This window comes from Micromonospora sp. LOL_024, from assembly GCF_048060415.1.
GTDB lineage: Bacteria > Actinomycetota > Actinomycetes > Mycobacteriales > Micromonosporaceae > Micromonospora.
Genome location: NZ_JBHMIS010000051.1, coordinates 1 through 17724, shown reverse-complemented (window position 1 = coordinate 17724; position 17724 = coordinate 1). Strand labels below are relative to the sequence as shown.

Sequence of the window (17724 nt, the reverse complement as noted above, 5' to 3'; positions counted from 1 at the left end):
GTGCCGACGGCGGTGCCGAGGGTCCGGCCGACGGCGGCGCGACCCCAGGTCAGCACGACGGCGGCGCCGACGGCACCGCCTGACAGCGGCCCATGATGACGTACGCCTGTCCGCCGGGCGGCCACGGCCGCCCGGCGGCGCTGGCCCGCTGCGTCAGTGTGGAGCCGGCGAAGTTCGCCGCCGCCCACTGGGGACACACCCCGCTGCTGTCCCGCGCCGCCGAGTTGCCCAACTCGGCCAACTTCACCGATCTGTTCAGCCCAGCCGACGCTGACGAGCTGCTCAGCCGGCGCGGCCTGCGTACCCCGTTCCTGCGGGTGGCCCGGGACGGCCAGCTGCTGCCGGCGGCGCGTTACACCGGCGGCGGCGGTGCCGGCGCCGAGATCGACGACCAGGTACTCGACGAGAAGATCCTCCAGCTGTATGCCGACGGCGCCACCCTTGTCCTGCAGGGCCTACACCGAATTTGGCCTGCGGTGATCGACTTCACCCGGGACCTGAGCGCGGCCGTGGGGCAACCGATGCAGGTCAACGCCTACCTGACCCCGCCCGGTAGCCAGGGTTTCGCCACCCACTACGACACCCACGACGTCTTCGTGCTCCAGGTCGACGGCCGCAAACACTGGCGTGTCCACCCGCCGGTGCTGCCCGATCCGCTGGAACGACAGCCGTGGGGCGGTCGGGCCGACGAGGTCGCCGCCACCGCGCAGGGTCCGGCCGCGCTGGATGTGGTGCTCGAACCGGGCGACGCCCTCTACCTGCCCCGGGGGTGGTTGCACAGTGCACAGGCGCAGGAGTCCAGCTCGCTGCATCTGACCGTCGGCGTCCGGGCACTGAGCCGGTACGCGCTGGTCGAGGAGTTGCTCGCGTTGGCCGCCGAGGACCAGCGGCTACGGGCCACCCTGCCGTTCGGCACCGACCTGGCCGACCCGGCGGCGATCGAGCCGGAGCTGACCGAGACCGTCGATGCGCTGCGGGATTGGCTGTTGCGCGCCGATCCGGCAGCGGTGGCCGTCCGGCTGCGGCAGCGCGCCTGGCCGGCGTCGCGTCCCGCGCCGATCCGGCCCCTGGCCCAGGCCGCCGCGATCAACGTTCTGGACGCCGACAGCCGGGTCGCCGCCCGCCCGGGTCTGCGCTGGCGGCTCACCCCGCAGGGAGACCGGATCGGGTTGCACCTGTTCGACCGCACGATCACCCTGCCGGCATCCTGCGAACCGGCGGTGCGGGCCCTGCTCGCCGGCCCGGCGACCCGCGTGGGTGACCTTCCCGGCCTCGACACCGACGCCGACCGCCTCACCCTCACCCGCCGCCTCCTCCGCGAAGCCACCCTCGTCCCCACCCCCTGACCAACAGGGGTCCGGCAAGGGGTGCGCAGGTCACGGGAGGGGGAGGGCCAACAGGAGGAGGGTGGCGGTGAGGCCGGTGGCAACCACGATGAGCACTGGGCGAGGGCTCAGGACGGCGTGGCGGCGGTCGGCGGTCATCCGCGCCGGGATCAGGCCCACCACGGGGCCGAGCAGCGTCACCACCAGGGCCAGCACCGGCAGGCCGACCGCCAGGTCACCGTCGTTGTGCTGACCCAGCGCCCGGGCCCCGACGCCCAGCGCGTACGCCAGCGCCGCACCGGCGACGCCCCACACCGCCAGCAGTGGGTTGACGTTGCCCGGCAGTTCGCCTGGCTGCCGGGTACGGTGCAGCAGGTCCCGCACCGTCTCCAGCAACGTGACCGGGTCACCGGTGGCCTCCGGTGCGGGAGCCGGAGGCGTTCCGGCCCGCCGTCCGCCGCCGAGCCGGGCGTTCAGTTCCTGCCAGAGCACCGCCACCTCGGCGTCCACCCGTTCCTGCGTCTCGCGTGCCGCGACCAGCTCCCGTTCGGCCCGATCGACCTCGTCGGCGGACTCGGCAACCGCCCGATCGGCCGCCGCGCACTGCTGGTCGTACCAGGCCCGTGCCTCTTGTCGCTGCTCGTGCACCCGCGCGGTCAGCTCGGCGAGCCGCCGGAGCTGGACCGAGTACGTCTCGGTGGTCGCCGGTCCGTTCATCGTGCCGGTCCGTAGGGGATGATGGTCTGCCCGGTGCGGTGCACCGCCCGGTCGAAGAACAGCCCGCGCCACGGGCGGGGATACCAGTCCGGCCCCGAACTGCCCGGGTACAACGACGAGCCCAGTTCCCCGCCGTGGGTGTCCAACGCCACCCAGGCGCCGATCTGGTCGGTCCGGGAACCGGTGCCACCCAGGTCGGCGCGCATCCGGGCGATCCCGCGCCACCAGGCCAGCACGTGCGTTCGCCGCTCGGGCCCGTCGTGCAGGATCCGGCGTAGCTGCTCCAGCCCGGTCGCCCCTGCGGATCGCGCGGCGAGCGAGCCGGCCGCCGCGTCCACGGCGAACAGCACCAGGTAGTGCGGGGCGCCCGCGGCGCCGGGCGCGCCGAGGCCGTCGGCGGTCTCGGCCATCAGCTCGGCAACCGTCTCATCGTCGTACCAGGCGGCGTCGTCGGCGAGATCCTCGTAGAGTGCCCGGGCAGCCGGGTCGGCGTCCGGGTCGAGGCAGGCGATGGAGAACCGCGCGGTGCCCGGCCGGTGCTGCCGGGCCAGCGAGCGGGCGGCCGCGTCCAGCACCGCGCACGCCTCGTCGACCCGGGTGCCCAGCACGGCCAGGTTCCGGCCCGGCGCCCGGGGCAACCGCAGGTTGGCCGAGCGGGCCTGCACGTCGATGATCTCGCCGAGCAGCGCGACGGGGCTGCGTGGCGTACCCACGTCCGGGGGCTGCATCGCCCGGAAGTCCGGCGCGTCGGCCAGCTGCGGAATCGCGTCGCCGTCGAAGAGTCGCGCCGGCGCGGCGTCGGCGGGGCGCATCCGCCACAGCCGGTGCTGCAGGTTGCTCCAGGTCTCCCAGTCGCTGGCCGACGGGATCCGGGCCAGCTCGTTGCCCTCGGTCTGGCCCGACTCGGCGTTGATCACCGCGTGGTGGCGTGGCAGGGACTGGGCGGCGTCGTTGCGTTCGGCGAGGATCCGCAGCGCTTTCGGCAGTGCGATGCGCAGGGTGAACTGGGCCACCAGCGCGGGCCGACCCCACAGTGCCTCGATTCCGCGTACGTCCTGGGATGCCAGCACCAGGTGGATGCCCTGCGACCGGCCGCGACGGGCCAGATCCTCCAGCAGGTCGGCGGCCTCCCGGGCCACCGCGTCCCGTCCGGCGAGCAGCATCTGGAACTCGTCGACCACCGCGACGATCCGGGGCCAGTGCCCGACGGGATCCACCGCGCGCAGCTCGGCCAGCTTGGTGACCTCGTGCTTCTTCGCCGCGTCCGCCCGCCGGCGCAGCTCGTCGGTGAGGAAGCGCAGCAGCGCCAGGCCGAACTCCCGGTCGGTGTTGACGTTGATGCCTACCAGCCGCAGGTGCGGCAACCAGCTCGGGTCCCGCCGGCCCTTGGCGAACCGGGCGAAGGACACACCCTCCTTGAAGTCGAGCAGGTAGAACTCCAGCTCGGCGGGGGAGTAGCGGGCGGCCAGCGCCCCGATCCAGGCGAAGATCAGGTTCGTCTTGCCGGTGCCGGACGGCCCGCCGATCAGCGCGTGCGGCGGGTAGTCGCCGAGGGTCAGCAGAACCGGCCGGCCCTGCGGTCCCTCGCCGATCGGCGCGGTCAACCCGGTCGCCGAGTCCTCCTGCCACATCCGGTCGGCCGGCGGCAGCAGATCGGTGAAGGGAGTGGGTGCCGGCCCCGCGTTCACCACGGAGGCGATCTCCCGACAGGTCTCGGTGACCAGTGTGGCCGGTGGCGGCGGGTCGAGGCGTACCGGCAGGGTGCCGACCTGGGCACCGTCGGCGGTCACCACCACCCGGGTGACGACCGGATCGTCGGGTAGGGCCACACCCCGCACGATCAGGTGCACGCCGCACGCCACTCCGGCGCGCACCACCCGGGCGAGCTGGCCGCGCTCATGCCGGGACAGCTCGTCCCCACCGAGCAGCACCGCCACCCGCCACGGCTCCGGGCGGCGGCCCGTCGCGGCGGCCAGCCGGCGAAGCGAGGTGTGTTCGCCGGCCAGGACGGTCTCGTTGACCCGGCGGATCTGCTCCACCAGGTCGTCCAGGAGTCGGCCCAGGCCACCCGGCCCGACGAAGGTGAGCAACCCGGCCGGGCCCAGCGGAGCGAAACCGGCCAGCCCGCCGCCCAGCTGATCCGGGTCGTAGCCGACCAGTCGCACGCTGCCCGGCGTGGCCCGCCCCAGGCTGCGCAGCAGTAGCGCGGACACGATCGCCGCGCAGCCCTCCGCGTCCCCGTCGAGCGCCACGTGGCCCCCGTCGAGCAGCGCCACCAGTGCCGGTACCGGATCGGCACCGACCAGCCGGACGGTACCGATCCGGGTCGCGCCGGGTGGTTCGGCGCGGTCGGCGGGGGTGGGTCGCCAGGTCGGCCAGTCCGCCGACCCGGCGCCGGGTGCCTCCCGGGTGGCCGCCTCGGCCGCCTGTCGGGCCAGCACCGCCAGCCGCGATGCGTGCCGGGCGTCGATCTCGGCCAGCCGGCGGTCGCGTTCGGTGCCGACCCGTTCGGGTACGCCTGTGGCGGCCCGGCGCACCCGCACCGACCGCTCCCGCGCGCTGGCCAGTGCGAGCTGGGCCGCCGCCGACCGGGTACGGGACGCACCGAGTGCCTCGGCGAGCAGCTCCCGGACCCGGGCGACCAGCTGGTTACGCCGGTCAGCCATCGATTCCGCGTCCCGGCCGGCCGGTGGCCCCGTTCGACGTCGGCCGTACCGGTGGCCCCGACCACGGCACCGGGCGGTCGGCCCCGGGTCGGGTCGCCGCGGGTGGGCCGCTCAGTTCCGATCGTCGACCACCGCCCGGCCCTTCGCCCCGTTCGGCGGACCGGCCGCCCGACCCGCCGGTGCCGTCCGGTCCGGTGCCGTGCTGGAGCGGTAGGTCGCGACCGAGGCGGGCGAGCAGGACGCCGGTGAGCACCCCGGCGGTGACCGCCGGATCGGCGGCGTGTGGCTGCTCGCCCTCGCCGCGCCGCGGTGGCGGCATCCGGCACACTCGGGTGAGCAGCGTGTCCAGCACCGGTGCGGGCAGGCCGGGCAGCAGATCCCGGACCCGCCCGTCCAGCTCACGGTGCAGCCGGCTCAGGTCGTCGCCGCGTGGCGGGTGGCCCAGCAGCTCACCGGCGAGGTCGCGCAGCAGCGGTGGGGCGACGGCGGCCAGGCCCAGGCCGACGTCGGCGTGCGCACCGCGCAGGTCCCGGTGCAGCCGGTCGCGGTCACCGGCGCGGACCCCACGGACCACCCGCTGCAACAAGTCCCGGGAGTCGGCTATCCGCTCGTCCGGCCCCTCGGCCGGGCCCTCCCGCCCGCCCGTCAGCTCCGTGACCCGAACCGACCACCAGCGGCGTAACCGCACCTCGCCGGCGGGCTCCGGGGCGGTGGCCGCCGGCTCGGCCACACCGGGTGCGTCGTGCGCCGGCCGGCGCTCCTGCGCCCCCGACGCCGGTGGCGCGCCATCGGGGGCCAGCCCGATCGCGGCCAGGTACGCGGTCAGCTGCTCCTGGGCCACCCGTAGCGCGTACCCGGCGGTCTCGGCGTGCTCGGTGGCGGCGGAAAGCTCCGGCACGCCCATCGGGTTGGCCGACTCCTGGCGCACCCAGCGCAGCCGCTCGCTGGCCAGCCCGAACTTCTCCAGCGCCTGGGCCAGCAGGCCCTGCGGCAGGTCCTCGGCGGCGGCACGGATCTGCGCGCCGATCTCCTCGACGATGGACACGCCCGCCCCTACAGCGTCGCGACGTACTGCTGGGCCTGCTCGACCGCGACTAGTGTCGCGGCGAGGCACTCCTCCAGTTCCTGGCTGGCCTGGGTCAGTGACGCCTGCGCCGCCTCGACGGTGGTGTGGCCGCTGCCCTCCAGCGCCCCGGCCAGGGTCTGTTGCGCCTCGGCAAGCTTCTCGCCGGCGGCCTGCACGGCGCTCTGGCCGTCACCGATCTGCTGCAGCGCGACATCGATTGCTGCCTTGAGCTCGGCGACGCTCGCCACGGCGGAACCTCCTGGGGGCGGGGAGGACTCCATTAGAGCCTATGCCGGTAGGGGTAAGTACACGCGCCCTGTCAGTGTTCCTGCCCCGCCGACCAGTTGTCGACCGCAGGCGTGCCGGGTCCGGTTCGTGGGACCCGTGGGCAGGTCGTCACGGACCGCCACGGCCGTTCAGCCAGCGCGGCCCGCGTACCTCGGCGCCGAGCGCGGTGACCCGGTCGCGTAGCTCACGGTCAGCGGTGACCACCAGCCGCCGCCGGTCCCCGGCACGCGCGACCAGATCGACCACGGCGTCGTCGCCGGAACCGTCGGCGGGCTCCACGTGTACCCCGTCGACCCCCGGTACGTCCCGCGCCGCACCCTCCACCACCAGCACCACCTCGACGGGCGGCGGCAGGTCCGGCGGCACACCCCGAGCGCCCAGCGGGGCCAGCGTGTCCCGCAGCCGGGCGGTGAAGCCGGCCCGGTCACGCCACCAGCCATTGGGGCGGGAGCCGACGACGTTGGCGGCGTCCACGATGAGCAGCGGTGTCGGGTTCATCGCCACAGCCTGCCATCAGTCGTGCCGGCCCCGGCCGCGCCGCGCCCGCGTCCCGGGCTGCCGACCGGCGGCGTTTGTCCGACCGAGGGCTGGGTAGCCCGTGCCGACCGTCTCGCGTCGACCGCGGAGGACAGAGATGATGGGACCCGGCGACTTCGGCTCCGACCCGTGGGACGAGTTCCTCGCGCGGTACTTCGGCCGGGGCGAAGGCGGGCGACGACCGGCCCACCGGGTCGACATCACCCGACTGATGACCGCCGACGCGCGGGAGATGCTGGCCGACGCCGCACGTCGGGCAGCCCAGAAGCAGAGCAACGACCTGGACACCGACCATCTGCTGTGGGCGGCGCTGCAGCGCGAGCCGTTGCGTGACCTGGTCCGTCGTGCGGGCGCGGACCCTGACACCCTGGTCAACGCCCTGGGTGGGCGGAGCGACGGCGCTGCGAACGGCGAGGTTCCGCCGAACCTTTCGCTGACCCCGGCGGCCAAACGGGCCCTACTAGACGCCCACCAACTGTCCCGGGCGATGGGCGCGAACTATATCGGGCCCGAGCACATCCTGATGGCGTTGCCGCTGAACCCCGAGTCGCCGGCCGGCCGGATGCTCGCCGCCGGACGCATCCAACCGGAGTCGCTGCAGGCCGCAAATGCCGAGCGCGGGCCGATGACCAGTCCCCGTCCGGACCGGGGCACCCCGACGCTCGACCAGTACGGCCAGGACCTCACCGACCTGGCCCGCAACGACCAGATCGACCCGGTGATCGGGCGCGCCGACGAAATTGAGCAGGCGGTGGAGATCCTGTCCCGACGCACCAAGAACAACCCGGTGCTGATCGGTGAGGCCGGCGTCGGCAAGACCGCCATCGTGGAGGGCCTGGCCGAGAAGATCTGCGACGGTGACGTGCCGCAGACGCTGCTCGGCAAGAGGGTGATCCAGCTCGACCTGGCCGGGCTGGTGGCCGGCACCCGGTACCGGGGCGACTTCGAGGAACGGCTCAAGAAGGTGATCGACGAGATCCGGACCCACCGGGAGGAGCTGATCATTTTCCTGGACGAGATCCACACCCTGGTCGGTGCGGGTGGCGCGGGCAGCGAGGGCGGCATGGACGCCTCCAACATGCTCAAGCCGGCGCTGGCCCGCGGCGAGCTGCGGGTGATCGGTGCGACCACGCTCGACGAGTACCGCCGCACCATCGAGAAGGACGCCGCGCTGGCCCGGCGCTTCCAGCCGGTGTTCGTGCCGGAGCCCACCGTCGAGGACACCGTGGCCATCCTGCGTGGGCTGCGGGACCGCTACGAGGCCCACCACCAGGTGCGTTTCAGCGACGAGGCGCTGGTCACCGCCACCGAGCTGTCCGACCGCTACGTCACCGACCGTTTCCTGCCGGACAAGGCGATCGACCTGATCGACCAGGCCGGTGCCCGGGTGCGGCTGCGGACCCGAACCCCCGACGCCGACGTGCGGGACCTGGAACAGCAGTTGGAGGAGGTACGCCGGGACAAGGAACAGGCGGTCGCCGACGAGCAGTACGAGCGCGCCTCGTCGCTGCGTGACCGGGTCGCCGAACTGGAACGGCAGGTGCAGCGGGCCCAGGGCGACGACGGCAACGGCAGCCAGGTTCCGCAGGTGGGGCCGGAGGAGATCGCCGAAGTGGTCTCCCGGGCCACCGGTATCCCGGCCAGCCAACTCACCGAGGAGGAACGGGACCGGCTGCTGCGGCTGGAGGGGCAGCTCCACGAGAAGGTCGTCGGGCAGGACGACGCGGTCACCGCGGTCGCCGAGGCGGTCCGCCGCTCCCGTACCGGCCTGGCCGACCCGAACCGCCCGATGGGCAGTTTCCTGTTCCTCGGACCCACCGGCGTCGGCAAGACCGAACTGGCCCGGTCCCTGGCCGAGGCGTTGTTCGGCGAGTCCGACCGGATGGTCCGGGTGGACATGAGCGAGTTCCAGGAGCGACACACGATCAGTCGGCTGGTCGGCGCGCCGCCCGGCTACGTCGGGTACGAGGAGGCCGGGCAGCTCACCGAGGCGGTCCGCCGGCGCCCGTACGCGGTGGTGCTGCTCGACGAGATCGAGAAGGCCCATCCCGACGTGTTCAACATCCTGTTGCAGGTGCTCGACGACGGGCGACTCACCGACAGCCAGGGCCGCACGGTCAACTTCAAGAACACCGTCCTGATCATGACGAGCAACATCGGCTCCGAACTGATCACCGGCGCCCAGCGCGCGGTCGGCTTCGGTGCCGGCGAGCCGGGCAGCGAGCAGGAGAACGACGAGCTGCGGGAACGGTTGATGCGCCGGCTGCAGGAGAATTTGCGGCCGGAGTTCCTCAACCGCATCGACGAGGTGATCATCTTTCGTCGGCTGGAGGCCGAGCAGTTGCGCCAGATCACCGGCCTGCTGCTGGAGGAGACCCGCCGCCGGCTGCACGCGCAGGACATCGAGGTGGAGTTCACCAATGCCGGCGTCGACTGGCTCGCCGAGCACGGCTACCAGCCGGAGTTCGGCGCCCGGCCGCTGCGCCGGGTCATCCAGCGGGAGGTGGACAACCACCTGTCCCGGATGCTGCTGGAGCAGGAGATCTCACCCGGTCAGCGGGTCACCGTCGATGCCCGCGACGGTCGGCTCAGTTTCGACGTGGCGGCCGGCCGGGGCCACGCGAGGGCGACGACATCGCATCCTCGCTGACCGGAGGGGTACCGATGACCGAACCGGATGAGGCTCGCGACGACGAGTTCACCGAGGCGATCCTGGCGCCACCGACGGCCAACCCCGCCCGGGTGCAGGTGCCGGCGGAAGGGCTGGGCGGGAAGACCGACGTGGGGCACCCGGAGCCGTCCGGGCCGCCGCTGGCAGAGGAGGGCTGATGGTACGCGAGCAGCGACTCGATCCCGAGATGGAAGTGCTGTGGGAGGACTTCCACGTCGAGGTCAACGTGCCGTCCGAGCAGCTGCGGCAGTGGCTGCTGACCCGCGGCTCCGGTGAGGACGCGTTCGGCCCGGATCCGGACCTGGACCTGCCGGAGCCGGGCCGGCAGATCCTCGCCGTGCTGCGCAAGCGCAAGGTGGACCTGACGCCGGGTGACGTCGAGGTGATGCGCGACGCGGTAGACCGCATCCGGTCATTGACGGCGGCGAGGCCCAGCCGGGGCAGTGCCGACGACGAGTGGCGGCACAGTCTGCTCGACCTGGGCCACGACGCCCTCATCGAACGCTGACCCGACCCCGCCGCGTCGATCTAGGGCGTGTCGTCGCGAGTTGATCTCCAGCGACGACGGAAGGCTCTAGATCGACGCGGCGGGTTACTCGGATTCCAGGCTGGCGATGGCCAGGCCGGCGCCATCTGCGGCGGCCTGACGGTCGGCGCGGGTCTGCTCCTCGCGGGTGAGTAGTGCGGCGTACTCGGCCAGGTCGGCAGGGTCGGGCACCTCGGGCACACGGCGCAGGAAGGCTTCCACGTTCCGGACGGCGGTGGTGTGCGCGGCGGCCGCCTGGCGCAGGATCTCGCGGTCGTCGGCGGCGGGATAGAGGTCGGTCATACCCGACCGCTTACCCGCGCTCAGGCGGTTCGCACCCGCTCGGCCGCGAGCACCGGCGCCGGCCGGCGGACCCCGAACGCCGGGTTGCGGAGCAACCAGGCCAGGTACGCCGGATGCGGAGCGAGGGCGTCGGTGTACGCCACCAGGGCCGTCTCCAGCACCAGGTCGGCCGTTGGGGCGGCCGGGGACTCCGGGTGCCAGCCCAGCATCAGCCGCCAGCGCAGCGGCGTTCCGGCGAGCCGACGGGTGACCAGGCCGGCCACCGGGCGGAACGTGGCCTGGCACAGCGCCACGGCCTCGCCGGCGTCGACCAGGTCGATGCAGCTGCGCACATCGGCCTCGTACACCTTGCGGGGGGTGAAGCCGGACCGCGCGCAGGCGGCGGCGAAGCAGTCACCGAAGCAGCCGTCACCCGGGGCGGCCACCCACTGTTCGTGCCGCAGGTCGGCCAGGTCCACCTCGTCCCGGTTGGCCAGCGGATGGGTCTCCGGCAGCAGCACCATGACCGGGTCGACGGCCACCTCCCGCCAACTCAGTCCGTAGTCAGCCGACGGGGTGGAGTCGCCACAGACCCCGGTCAGCGCGTAGTCCAGCCGCGCGCCGGCGACCAACTGGGCCAGCTCGTCGACCGACCACGAGGCGTGCGTGGTTATCTGGGCCTGCGGCTGCTCGGCGGCGAGCCGGTGCACCAGCCGGCCCAGGATCGGGCTGTTGACCCCGCCGAACCGGTACCGGCGTGGAGCGTCGCCCGCACCGGCCAGCCTGGCCGCCTCGTCCTGCAGCCCCTTCATCGCCGGCAGCAGCACCCGGGCCCGGGCGAGCACCAGCTCGCCGAGCGCGGTCGGTCGGGCGCCGCGCCGATCGCGCTCGAACAGCGGCCCGCCGAGGGTTCGTTCGATGCGCTGGAGCTGGGCGGTCAGTGCCGGCTGGGCCAGGCCGAGCGTCGAGGCGGCCTTGGTCACGCTCCCTGTCTCCGCGATGGCGCAGACCACCCGCAGGTGGCGCAACTCCAGGTCCATAGCGTGACGGTAGGGCCAGAGGGCGGCCGGCGGAAGTGGCCGGACGGATCAACGACCATGAACGTGTCTCGTGTCTCTCATTGCGATGGTGGCCCGTCCACCTCGCTGAGGCGGGTGTGCCGGCCGGCGAAGACGTCCCGGAACCTGTCGACCAGCCCCACCGCCGGCTCGACGATCCTATTCCACGGCGGGGTGTGTGGGACACCCGGATGCGGGCGGGTCGGCGCGGCCTCCTCGGCGATCTCCAGCCGGTTGCCGAGCCGGATCAGCTCCTCCTCGGTCGCGGCGTCGCACAGCTGCTGCACCAGGGCGTCGACGGCCACCACATGTGCTTCGACCAGGCGAGCGAGCATGGTGAGGCGGTCGTCGGTCAGCCCACGCAACGCCATGAGCACGGCGGCGTCGCCCGCCAACACCTCACCGACCGGACCCTCGGCGTCGGGAAGGGCCTGGCGGACGGCGGGCAGCAGGTACTGCTCCTCCGCCGACATGTGGCGGGACAACGCGGCCACCAGAATCTCCCGACCGTGCGCCGGATCCGGGCCCGGCTCGACCAGCCGCCGGGCCAGGCCCAGCAACTGCTGGTGCTCCTCGGCTATGGTGGCGGCGATGCTGCGCCCGGCGGGCTGGTAGCCGTCGGCGGGGGTGGGCGGCAGTGGTGGCAGGTGGACGGACATGGTGCCCTCCTGGGCTGGCGGACGGCGCGACGACGCGACAGCGGGGTCGGGCGCGGCTATATCCGCACCTGCCCGAACCGAAACTCTAGGCTGATATGAAGGCACGATGACCAGCGACCTCCACGCCGCCTTCCCCGCGCCCACCGACGAGGTCGTCGGCCTGTGCCGGGACCTGCTGCGCATCGACACCACGAACACGGGCGACAACACCACCAGCACCGGGGAACGCCGGGCCGCCGAGTACGTCGCGGAGAAGCTGGCCGATGTCGGCATCGAACCGGTGCTCCACGAGTCGGCGCCAGGACGGGCCAATGTGATCGCCCGGATCCCCGGCACCGATCCCGGTCGTGGCGCGCTGCTCGTGCACGGGCACCTGGACGTGGTGCCCGCCGACGCCGACGAGTGGTCGGTGCACCCGTTCTCCGGTGAACTGCGTGACGGCTACCTGTGGGGCCGGGGCGCCATCGACATGAAGGACTTCGACGCGATGGTTCTCGCGGTGGTGCGGCACTGGCAGCGCACAGGCGTTCGGCCGCCGCGGGACATCGTGCTCGCGTACACCGCGGACGAGGAGGCGGGCAGCGAGTACGGCGCACACTTCCTGGCCACCCGGCACCGGGACCTCTTCGACGGTTGCACCGAGGGAATCGGTGAGGTCGGCGGCTTCTCGTACACGGTGGACCCCTCGCGGCGGCTCTACCTGATCGAAACCGCGCAGAAGGGCATTGACTGGCTGCGGTTGCACGCCAGGGGCCGGCCCGGGCACGGCTCCATGCTGCACGACGACAACGCGGTCACCGCGCTCGCCGAGGCCGTGGCCCGGATCGGTCGGCACCGCTTCCCAGTGGTGGTTACCGACACCGTGCGTGCCTTCCTGGAGGAGGTCTCCGAGGTGCTCGACATCGAGCTGGATCCGGAGGACCCGGAGACCGCCATCGCCAAACTCGGCCCGATCGCCAACATCATCGGTGCCACGATCCGCAACACCGCCAACCCGACCCGGCTCGCCGCCGGGTACAAGGACAACGTCATCCCCGGCCGGGCCAGCGCCACCATCGACTGCCGCAGCCTGCCCGGGCAGTCGGAGCTGTTGGAGCGGCAGTTGCGCGAACTCGTCGGCCCGGACATCGACATCGAGTACGTCCAGCGTCAGCCGGCGCTGGAAACCACTTTCGACGGTGACCTGGTCGAGGCGATGTCCGCGGCGCTGCGGGCCGAGGATCCGGGAGCCCGGCCGGTGCCGTACATGCTCTCCGGCGGTACCGACGCCAAGGCCTTCTCGCAGCTGGGTATCCGTTGCTTCGGCTTCGCTCCGCTTCGGCTGCCGGCCGACCTGAACTTCTCGGCGCTGTTCCACGGCATCGACGAGCGGGTTCCGGTGGACGGACTACAGTTCGGCGTGCGGGTTCTCGACCGGTTCCTGCGCACCTGCTAGCCGGCGTCCGTTGGACGCCCTACCTGCTCGTCCGCGTCCGTTGGACGCGGCATCGTGGAATCTTTTCCTGAAGGGGACGCCTCACATGACCGACCAGCACGGTGAGCTGGACGCCGCCCTCGAGCGCGTGATCGAAGCGGCCCGCCACCACCTGGCCGCCGTTCGCGCCGCGCAGGGCCGGATCGACGACGACGACGTCTGGCAGGCGTACGTCGCGCTCAACAACGCGTCGTTCGCCTACGACGAGCAACTCATGGACGCCTTCGGCGAGGTCACTCCGTGGGACGTGGAGTCGATCGATCCGGACGAGGCCGACCAGCGTTTCGCCGGTGCCGAAGGAGTCGAGGCGACCGACCCGCATCCCCAGGTGATCTCGGTACGCCAGCGGCGCGACTATCGGGTGCCGAGCGTTTCCGCGCTGATCCGGATCGCCGGGGCGGCCCGTCGCGAGGGCGTCCCGGCCGAGGAGGAGGTGCCGCCGGTGGAGGGCGTCGGTGAGGCGGTGCTGGAGCTGCTGCAGAGCGGTGACGGCTCGCTCGGTGCGCTCGACGTGCCGGAGTTGGAGCCGCTCGACGGCGTGGTGATGGTCAGCGAGGTCGGTACCCCGGTCGACCTGGAGTCGTTCGCCGACGACGACCCGGTAGGGCCGTTCCAGCCGGCGGCCGACGATCGGCTCGTCGGCCGCCTCGACGAGCATCCCTTCCTTGAACTCGACGACGAGCACGACCACGCGCGCTGACCGTTGCGTCGGACGGTCCGCGTCACCTCGCCAGTGGGCAGTGCTGTCGCTGGCCGGCCTGTCGAGTCGATGGCGCAGACGGATCAGCCTCCCGGACGGGATCGGGGCACCCGGTCCCGTCCGGGACGCCTACCGCCGGGCCCGCGCGGGTGCCCTCCTGCGCGGTGGCCCTCGGGCCTGCGCGTGGCGACCTCGGGCGGCGACCGCACGAACGGTTCAGCTCGACAGCGCCGTGGGGGCACCGACGCCGCGCCGCCGACCGGCACCCGCCGCCGTTCAGTACGACAGGCCGGGCTGGGGTTGGGTGACCCGCCGACGGCGCAGCACCACCTGGCGCGTGCCGTCGCGGAACAGCCGCACCCGGGCCAGTTCCCATCCGGAGAATTCCGCCTGGATCGCCAGCTGTGCCGCGGCGGTCAACCGGTCGACATCCGGCGGCAAGCGCAGCGGCGCGTATTCGTAGTCCATGCGAACCATGCTGCCCAGCCCGGCCCGCCGCGCGCCACCCTCCACCGGGTGACGGCTCAGCCGTCGCGCTCGGGGTAGCCGAACTCCAGCGCCGACACGTCGTCCAATGCCGTGGTGATCTCCTCGGGCAGGGACATCCGTTCGACCTGGAGCGCTCCGAGTAGTTGCCCCGAGGTGCGGGCGCCGAGGATTGGCGCGGTCACCCCCGGCCGGTCCCGGATCCAGGCCAGCGCCACCTCCAGCGAGGAAACCCCGAGGCCGCTCGCGGCGGTGGCGACCGCCTCCACGATGCTGGAGCAACGCGGATCAAGATAGGTGGCGACAAACCGTTCGAAGTGCGGCGACACTGCTCGGGAATCCGCCGGCCGACCATGCCGGTACTTGCCGGTGAGTACCCCGCGGCCCAACGGCGACCAGGGCAGCACGCCCAGTCCGAGGGCGTCGCAGGTCGGTAGCACCTCCCGCTCCACGCCGCGCTCCAGCAGCGAGTACTCCACCTGCGCGGCCACCACCGGGGCACGCCCCGGCCACGCGGCCTGCCAGGCCGCCGCCCAGGCAGTCTGCCAGCCGGAGAAGTTCGACACACCGACGTAGCGCACCCGGCCGCTCGCCACCGCGTGATCCAGCGCGGCCAGGGTCTCCTCCAACGGGGTCTGCGGATCGTAGCCGTGCACCTGGAACAGGTCGACGTGGTCGGTGCCGAGTCGCCGCAGCGAGGCGTCCAGCGTCCGCAGCAGGTGCCCCCGGGAACCGTCCCGGCGTCGGCCGCCACCCGGCCGCAGCCCCGCTTTCGTCGCGATCAGCAGATCTTCGCGGGGAACCAGGGTGTCAAGCAGCGAGCCGATCACCGACTCGGCATCACCGTCGCCGTACACGTCAGCGGTGTCGATGAGGTTGCCGCCCGCGTCGAGATAGCTCTTCAGTTGGGCGGCCGCGTCGTCGGCGTCGGTGTCCCGGCCCCAGGTCATGGTGCCGAGCGCGAGCCGGGATACCGCCAGCCCGCTTCGGCCGAGCGGTCGCTGCTGCATGGGTGAACCTTATTTCGAACCAGGGCCGGACCGATATCCTCGCTCCCGTCGAGTCTGCCTGCCGGTTCGTGCTTCCGCTCGTCTAGTTTGTCGCCTCGGGTGTACCGGTGCGAAGGCTCCGGCGCGGCCTGTGCGCCGCGATTCGGGTGAGCCGGTGATCGTCCCTGCCACCGGCATTGCGTAACCTGATGCGACTGCGGATGGGGGAGGACTCTGTGCGACTCGGGCTAAGCCTCGGATATCAGACAGCGTGGAGCACGCCGGCCGACCATCTGGCCCTGGCACAGGAGGCGGACCGGCTCGGCTACTCGGTGGTGTGGGCTGCGGAGGCCTACGGCTCCGACTCGCCGAGCATGCTCGCCTGGATGGCCGGACAGACCGAGCGGATCGACATCGGCAGCGCGGTGATGCAGATCCCTGCTCGGACGCCCGCGATGACCGCGATGACCGCGGCGACCCTCGACGCGCTTTCCGGGGGGCGGTTCCGGCTCGGCCTGGGCGTGTCCGGACCGCAGGTGTCCGAGGGGTGGCACGGCGTACGCTTCGGCAAGCCCCTGGCGCGCACCCGGGAGTACGTGGACATCGTCAAGATGGCGGTGGCCCGCAAGGAGGTCGCCTACGACGGCGAGTTCTACACCCTGCCGCTGCCCGATGGCCCCGGCAAGGCGCTGCGGCTGGGCTTCCACCCGCCCCGCGAGCACATTCCGATCTACCTTGCCGCGGTGGGCCCGAAGAACCTGGAGTTGGCCGGCGAGATAGCCGATGGCTGGCTTGCCGTCTTCTACGCCCCCGAGTTCGCCGAGGATCACCTCGCGGCGGTACGCGCCGGCCGGGCGAAGGCCGGCAGGGAACTGGCCGGCTTCGACGTGGTGCCGTCCGTGCCGGTCGTCGTCGGCGACGACCTTGACTCCTGCGCGGCGCTGGTGCGCTGGTACGCGGCCCTCTACATGGGCGGCATGGGTAGCCGGCAGCAGAACTTCTACAACCAGTTGGCCACCCGGATGGGTTACGGCGATGCCGCCCGTGAGGTGCAGGACCTCTACCTGGCCAAGCGGCAACGTGACGCCGCCGCCGCCGTGCCGATGGAGTTCATCGACCGTACCTCGCTGCTCGGCCCCAAGGAGCGCATCGCCGAGCGGATGCGCGAGTTCGCCGAGTCTGGCGTCACCACCCTCTCGGTGACCCTCTTCGTCGCCGACCGCGACACCGGTGTGCGAATCCTGCGCACCGTGGCCGAGGCGCTGGACCTTGCGGGAGTTGGGGAGTGACCTGGGTCGAAGCCATCGTCTTGGGCATCGTCCAGGGCCTGACCGAGTTCCTCCCGGTCAGTTCGTCGGGTCACCTGCGGATCACGTCGGCCATCTTCTTCGACCAGGACGCCGGAGCGTCCTTCACCGCGGTCACCCAGCTGGGTACCGAGGCGGCGGTCCTGCTGTACTTCGCCAAGGACATCTGGCGGATCGGCCGGACCTGGACCGTCGGAATATGGGACAAATCGGTCCGCTCCAGCCTCGACTACCGGATGGGCTGGTACGTGATCATCGGGTCGATCCCGATCGGAGCGCTCGGTTTCCTGTTCAAGGATCAGATTCGGGAGGCGGCCCGCAACCTGTGGGTGGTGGCCACCACCCTGATCGTCTTCGCCTTCGTGCTCGCATTCGCCGAGTACTGGGGCCGGCAGACCCGTACGCTGCGGGACTTCCGGATGCGCGACGGCGTGGTGATGGGTTTCGCCCAGGCGTTGGCGTTGATCCCCGGCGTGTCCCGCTCCGGCGCGACGCTGACCTTCGGGCTGTTTCTGAGTCTCACCCGGGAGACAGCGGCCCGCTACTCGTTCCTGTTGGCCATCCCCGCCGTGGTGATGTCCGGGGTGTTCAGCCTGGGCGACGTATTCGAGCCGGCGGCGCCCGGCACCTCGGTACCCACCGGCGCGCAGATGGTCGTCGCCACGCTCATCGCGTTCGCCGTCGGGTACGCCGCCATCGCCTGGCTGCTGCGCTACGTCGCGCACCACACCCTCTACGTCTTCGTGCTCTACCGGGTCGCGGTCGGCACCCTCGTCTTCGGGTTCCTGCTGACCGGCACCATCAGCGCCACCTGAGGTGCAAGGACGAAACACCGCTGGCCGGCACCCACGGGTGCCGGCCAGCGATGTTTCTGTTTCCCCGTGCGAGGAAGGTCTCTCAGCGGGGGTGCTCGGGTCAGCTGTTCCAGTGCTCGGCGACCAGGTCGGCGGCCTGCTGCTCCCACTGGGCGTAG

18 protein-coding genes are annotated in these 17724 nt (G+C 72.3%); 8 read left to right on the top strand and 10 right to left on the bottom strand.

Annotated elements, in window-relative coordinates:
* Positions 1-95 precede the first annotated feature (95 nt).
* Positions 96-1346, top strand: a complete 1251-nt coding sequence (locus ACFHWY_RS26450) for a cupin domain-containing protein (protein ID WP_416582969.1) — start codon at positions 96-98, stop codon at positions 1344-1346.
* Positions 1347-1376: 30 nt separating this feature from the next.
* Here ACFHWY_RS26450 and ACFHWY_RS26445 read toward each other — a convergent pair whose 3' ends face one another.
* The 5 genes from ACFHWY_RS26445 to ACFHWY_RS26425 all read right to left on the bottom strand — a co-directional run bounded on the left by ACFHWY_RS26445 (position 1377) and on the right by ACFHWY_RS26425 (position 6560).
* Positions 1377-2042: a hypothetical protein gene (locus ACFHWY_RS26445; protein ID WP_416582968.1), complete on the bottom strand. Its 666-nt coding sequence runs from the start codon at positions 2040-2042 to the stop codon at positions 1377-1379.
* Complete coding sequence (locus ACFHWY_RS26440; RefSeq protein ID WP_416582967.1) at positions 2039-4708, bottom strand: FtsK/SpoIIIE domain-containing protein; 2670 nt, start codon at positions 4706-4708, stop codon at positions 2039-2041. The genes ACFHWY_RS26445 and ACFHWY_RS26440 overlap by 4 nt, the downstream gene beginning before the upstream one ends.
* On the bottom strand, positions 4701-5753 hold the full coding sequence (locus ACFHWY_RS26435) for a hypothetical protein (protein ID WP_416582966.1): 1053 nt from the start codon (positions 5751-5753) through the stop codon (positions 4701-4703). The genes ACFHWY_RS26440 and ACFHWY_RS26435 overlap by 8 nt, the downstream gene beginning before the upstream one ends.
* 8 nt (positions 5754-5761) lie before the next feature.
* Positions 5762-6022, bottom strand: coding sequence for a hypothetical protein (locus ACFHWY_RS26430; RefSeq protein ID WP_131053345.1), 261 nt, complete (start codon positions 6020-6022; stop codon positions 5762-5764).
* A gap of 148 nt (positions 6023-6170) precedes the next feature.
* Entirely contained in the window at positions 6171-6560 is a 390-nt protein-coding gene (locus tag ACFHWY_RS26425) for a hypothetical protein (protein WP_416582965.1), read from the bottom strand.
* Positions 6561-6696: 136 nt separating this feature from the next.
* Here ACFHWY_RS26425 and ACFHWY_RS26420 point away from each other — a divergent pair, with 136 nt between their 5' ends.
* From ACFHWY_RS26420 to ACFHWY_RS26410, 3 genes are read left to right on the top strand one after another with little or no spacing between them, the layout of a single operon-like run.
* Complete coding sequence (locus ACFHWY_RS26420; protein WP_416582964.1) at positions 6697-9249, top strand: ATP-dependent Clp protease ATP-binding subunit; 2553 nt, start codon at positions 6697-6699, stop codon at positions 9247-9249.
* A 14-nt stretch (positions 9250-9263) separates the two neighbouring features.
* Positions 9264-9428 carry a hypothetical protein gene (locus ACFHWY_RS26415; protein ID WP_416582963.1) on the top strand — a complete coding sequence of 55 codons (165 nt, stop codon included), beginning with the start codon at positions 9264-9266 and terminating at the stop codon, positions 9426-9428.
* Positions 9428-9778, top strand: a complete 351-nt coding sequence (locus ACFHWY_RS26410) for a DUF3140 domain-containing protein (protein WP_416582962.1) — start codon at positions 9428-9430, stop codon at positions 9776-9778. Before ACFHWY_RS26415 ends, ACFHWY_RS26410 begins: the two co-directional genes overlap by 1 nt.
* A gap of 84 nt (positions 9779-9862) precedes the next feature.
* On the opposite strand, the gene ACFHWY_RS26405 is transcribed toward ACFHWY_RS26410, so the two are convergent.
* The 3 genes from ACFHWY_RS26405 to ACFHWY_RS26395 all read right to left on the bottom strand — a co-directional run bounded on the left by ACFHWY_RS26405 (position 9863) and on the right by ACFHWY_RS26395 (position 11795).
* Positions 9863-10099 carry a hypothetical protein gene (locus ACFHWY_RS26405; RefSeq protein WP_416582961.1) on the bottom strand — a complete coding sequence of 79 codons (237 nt, stop codon included), beginning with the start codon at positions 10097-10099 and terminating at the stop codon, positions 9863-9865.
* A gap of 20 nt (positions 10100-10119) precedes the next feature.
* Positions 10120-11118 carry a LysR family transcriptional regulator gene (locus ACFHWY_RS26400; protein ID WP_416582960.1) on the bottom strand — a complete coding sequence of 333 codons (999 nt, stop codon included), beginning with the start codon at positions 11116-11118 and terminating at the stop codon, positions 10120-10122.
* 77 nt (positions 11119-11195) lie between these two features.
* Positions 11196-11795 carry a hemerythrin domain-containing protein gene (locus tag ACFHWY_RS26395; protein ID WP_416582959.1) on the bottom strand — a complete coding sequence of 200 codons (600 nt, stop codon included), beginning with the start codon at positions 11793-11795 and terminating at the stop codon, positions 11196-11198.
* A 106-nt stretch (positions 11796-11901) separates the two neighbouring features.
* Here ACFHWY_RS26395 and ACFHWY_RS26390 point away from each other — a divergent pair, with 106 nt between their 5' ends.
* Positions 11902-13230, top strand: coding sequence for a M20/M25/M40 family metallo-hydrolase (locus ACFHWY_RS26390; RefSeq protein WP_416582958.1), 1329 nt, complete (start codon positions 11902-11904; stop codon positions 13228-13230).
* A gap of 85 nt (positions 13231-13315) precedes the next feature.
* Positions 13316-13969, top strand: coding sequence for a hypothetical protein (locus tag ACFHWY_RS26385; protein WP_416582957.1), 654 nt, complete (start codon positions 13316-13318; stop codon positions 13967-13969).
* Between the two features lie 276 nt (positions 13970-14245).
* Here ACFHWY_RS26385 and ACFHWY_RS26380 read toward each other — a convergent pair whose 3' ends face one another.
* Together ACFHWY_RS26380 and ACFHWY_RS26375 are read right to left on the bottom strand one after the other, a co-directional pair.
* Positions 14246-14437, bottom strand: coding sequence for a DUF5703 family protein (locus ACFHWY_RS26380; protein ID WP_416582956.1), 192 nt, complete (start codon positions 14435-14437; stop codon positions 14246-14248).
* 56 nt (positions 14438-14493) lie between these two features.
* Entirely contained in the window at positions 14494-15465 is a 972-nt protein-coding gene (locus ACFHWY_RS26375; RefSeq protein ID WP_416582955.1) for an aldo/keto reductase, read from the bottom strand.
* A gap of 215 nt (positions 15466-15680) precedes the next feature.
* On the opposite strand from ACFHWY_RS26375, the gene ACFHWY_RS26370 reads away from it, so the two are divergent.
* Both ACFHWY_RS26370 and ACFHWY_RS26365 read left to right on the top strand, forming a co-directional pair.
* Positions 15681-16733, top strand: coding sequence for an LLM class F420-dependent oxidoreductase (locus ACFHWY_RS26370; RefSeq protein ID WP_416582954.1), 1053 nt, complete (start codon positions 15681-15683; stop codon positions 16731-16733).
* Entirely contained in the window at positions 16730-17566 is an 837-nt protein-coding gene (locus ACFHWY_RS26365; RefSeq protein WP_416582953.1) for an undecaprenyl-diphosphate phosphatase, read from the top strand. Before ACFHWY_RS26370 ends, ACFHWY_RS26365 begins: the two co-directional genes overlap by 4 nt.
* Positions 17567-17724 lie beyond the last annotated feature (158 nt).